This is a genomic window from Solemya elarraichensis gill symbiont, from assembly GCF_002021095.1.
Taxonomy (GTDB): domain Bacteria; phylum Pseudomonadota; class Gammaproteobacteria; order Chromatiales; family Chromatiaceae.
Window position 1 is genome coordinate 1 of the sequence record NZ_MPRK01000348.1, and the last position, 2,089, is coordinate 2,089.

2 protein-coding genes are annotated in these 2,089 nt (G+C 36.0%); both read left to right on the plus strand.

Going from position 1 to position 2,089, the window contains the following annotated elements; genetic code table 11:
• Positions 1 to 937: GIY-YIG nuclease family protein (locus BOW51_RS11500; RefSeq protein ID WP_217349047.1), on the plus strand; the 937-nt coding region annotated here is incomplete at its 5' end.
• Positions 938 to 1,832: 895 nt separating this feature from the next.
• On the plus strand, positions 1,833 to 2,089 hold a 257-nt coding region (locus BOW51_RS11505; protein WP_217349048.1), incomplete at its 3' end, for a hypothetical protein.

Below are 2,089 nucleotides of genomic sequence, written 5' to 3' on the forward strand. Positions count from 1 at the left end.
CAACCTATCCAATGGTAAATACATGCCTTATTCCAAACCCAATAATGTGCCGCTATACGTTCATAGTAAATCAAATCACCCACCGAGAATTCTCAAGAATATACCAGAGTCTATCAACAAACGTCTATCGGAAATTTCATGTGATGAAGAATCTTTCAAGAAGTCCACAGCGCAGTATCAAAAAGCACTTGACAAAAGCGGATATAAGTTTCAACTCAGTTTCTCACCAGCAACATCAAATTCTACCGTGACCGATACACAGAAAAAACGGAAAAGAAACATAATTTGGTATAATCCTCCATTCAGCAAAAATGTCGCCACAAATGTCGGAAAAACCTTCCTCAGAATACTCCATGAAGAATTTCCGAAAGAAAATATATTATATAAATTATTCAATAAGAATACTGTCAAAGTGAGCTACAGCTGTTTGAGCAACTTGAAACAGACAATTGACGGACACAATAAAGCAACGCTATCCAAGGGAAGGGAGATAATCCAAACTAAAGATTGCAACTGCAGAAGGCCTATAGATTGCCCTTTGTCCGGACGCTGTTTGAAACAATGTGTAGTGTACCAAGCAACAATAAAATCCAACGATGCTAAACCAGATCAAACTTATGTCGGCCTTACGGAAAATACGTTCAAAACAAGATACAGCAATCATAAGGCTTCTTTCAGAAACCCGAGCATGAAATCGAGTACTGAACTAAGTAAGTACGTATGGGAGTTGAAGGAAAAGAACACTGATTATGAAATTTCATGGACAATCTTAAAGCAAGCCAAACCATACAACACGGCTACCGGCAGGTGCAACTTATGTCTTTGGGAAAAGTTTTTCATAATATGTAAACCAGAACTGTCCACCTTGAATAAGCGTAATGAACTTGTGACTGCATGCAGACATGCAAATAAATTTCTTCTAAAAAACTTTACTTAGATTTACAAAGGTATTTAATTACTGTATGTAATTACTGTATAAGCTAACGTTTTTGCTTCCGGTTCATCTATCTGCATTTTTCTATATTTTTCTATGTGAATTGGGCGGTACGAAACTATTTAGTAGTAAATATGCCTACAATGAATTGTTGATTTGATTTATTCTATGGATACGCTCTGGTGAGCCATTGAGCACTCTAACAACAGTATTTGTAGCATTTTTCATATTTTGAAGTGTATATATATATATATACATAAATATGGTAAGAAGAATTTCCACTTATAGCGCTCAATGTATAATAAATACAGAGCAGAATAGACATAAATAAAAACAAGAACTTCTTAGTGATAAGTCATTATTAATCACTACAGTGCTGTTTCGAGAGGCCCAACATGACCTCTCTCTTCAGGCGACATATGACTTATGATATTTTGAACATTTAATACAGTGACGTAAATTATGTGACGTAGCGAATGCTATGACGTCATCAAACATTGCACAACAGGAATTTTTTGTTGTGCCGACAAGCTCCCATAAGTTCATTTCTTTTGTTAAGTGAGCACAAGTGTGGTTTACACATAATTAAAAAATTTTCATGTAGACAGAGATTGCACCTTTTAGATGTATTGTTATATATGGCACATGTGCGTAAAATTCGCCACTTTAATTTATATTCAAAGTTTTTTTCTTTCAGAGTCCAAATGAATTTACTCAGCTCCGTGTCATTTCTCTTATGAATGTTTTTGAACGACGCCACATGGTTTCTAAACCGGTCTTTAAAGTTCGCTGCGAGGCCAATATATGTCTCATCTTTCGTTTGGTTTGGGGACGTCACTGTAGCCTGATAAATGACATTAGCTTGTAGACATTTTCCTTCTAGCGGGCATTGGTTATTTTGTCGGCAGTTGCAGGATTTATCTCCCATTACTGTAGAATTTGCGATCTCCGCTTTTTTGAGAACCTGGTTGTTGTGTTTGCTTATGTTATTCTTGATGTTCGGCATACAGGAATAGCTGACTTTGATTTTGTGTCGGTTAAAGATTTTACTCAATGGGTGTTCCTTATTAAAACATTTGTCAATTGTTTTCAGAAATGTTCGCCCAATGTTGGTTTTTACGTTGGCATTCCATGGTGGGTTGTACCATATTATGT